This is a genomic window from Streptomyces hydrogenans (assembly GCF_014656075.1).
Lineage (GTDB): Bacteria > Actinomycetota > Actinomycetes > Streptomycetales > Streptomycetaceae > Streptomyces > Streptomyces hydrogenans.
On record NZ_BNBS01000305.1, the window covers coordinates 1 to 804 of the forward strand.

The window sequence follows — 804 nt, forward strand, 5'->3', positions numbered from 1 at the left end:
GCCACAGGTCGATCATGACCTCCTGGGTGACCTCCTCGGACTGGGCGCGGTCGCGCAGCACCCTGACGACCAGGCCGAACACCATCGGCGCGAGAGCGTCGTAGAGGGTGGAGAACGCCTGCTGATCGCCCTGCGCGACCTTCCGCATCACGTCGGCGAGCTCGTGGCGCGGAGGCGGGCCGGGGTTGTCGACCGGAACGGGCCGGTTCACCGGGCGGGCTCCGCGGGTGGGGACCAGACGCAGCCGTCCGGGACGGCCGGCCGGAGGCGGGGAGTCCATCGCATACGGATCCTTGGTCGAAAGGGGCGGGACCGGCCGCGCGGGACGCGGGCCGCGGCCACAGCCACAGGACCGGGGCGGCCTGTGCAGAGTCTTCGTAGCGGACACACGTCCGGATGGGGCCGCTTTCGTGTTCGTCCCCCGACCCCGTTCACCCGCACGAGTGAGTACGCGGGAGGCCCGGCGGCCGGGCCCTTCCCGCGCCTTCCCGTCGGTCCGGTGGCTCCGGCCCGTCCGGACGGGCCTCCGTCGCCGTCGCTCCGGGCGGGCCGCCCCGGGACGCGACGCCTGCCGGGGCCCCGGCTCCCGGCCGTCCGGCCCGGAACCTCCGCCTGCCCCCCGGGCTGCGGGCCTTCGTCTTCGCCTTCGGCCGAGGAGGATCCGGCGGGGCCGGAAGGGTGGGGCGCCCCCGGTCGAACCGGTGGCCCACCACCCTTCGTCCTCTCCCGTCCCCCCGGACTACGGGGTCACTTGGGCATGAGGACGGTGTCGACGATGTAGACGGTGGCGTTGGCGGTGGGCAC

Annotated in this window: 1 pseudogene; it reads right to left on the reverse strand. The window is 75.0% G+C overall.

From position 1 onward, the window contains the following. Positions 1-280 (reverse strand): annotated as a pseudogene (locus tag IE321_RS41570) (RNA polymerase subunit sigma); the annotation flags it as partial. Positions 281-804 lie beyond the last annotated feature (524 nt).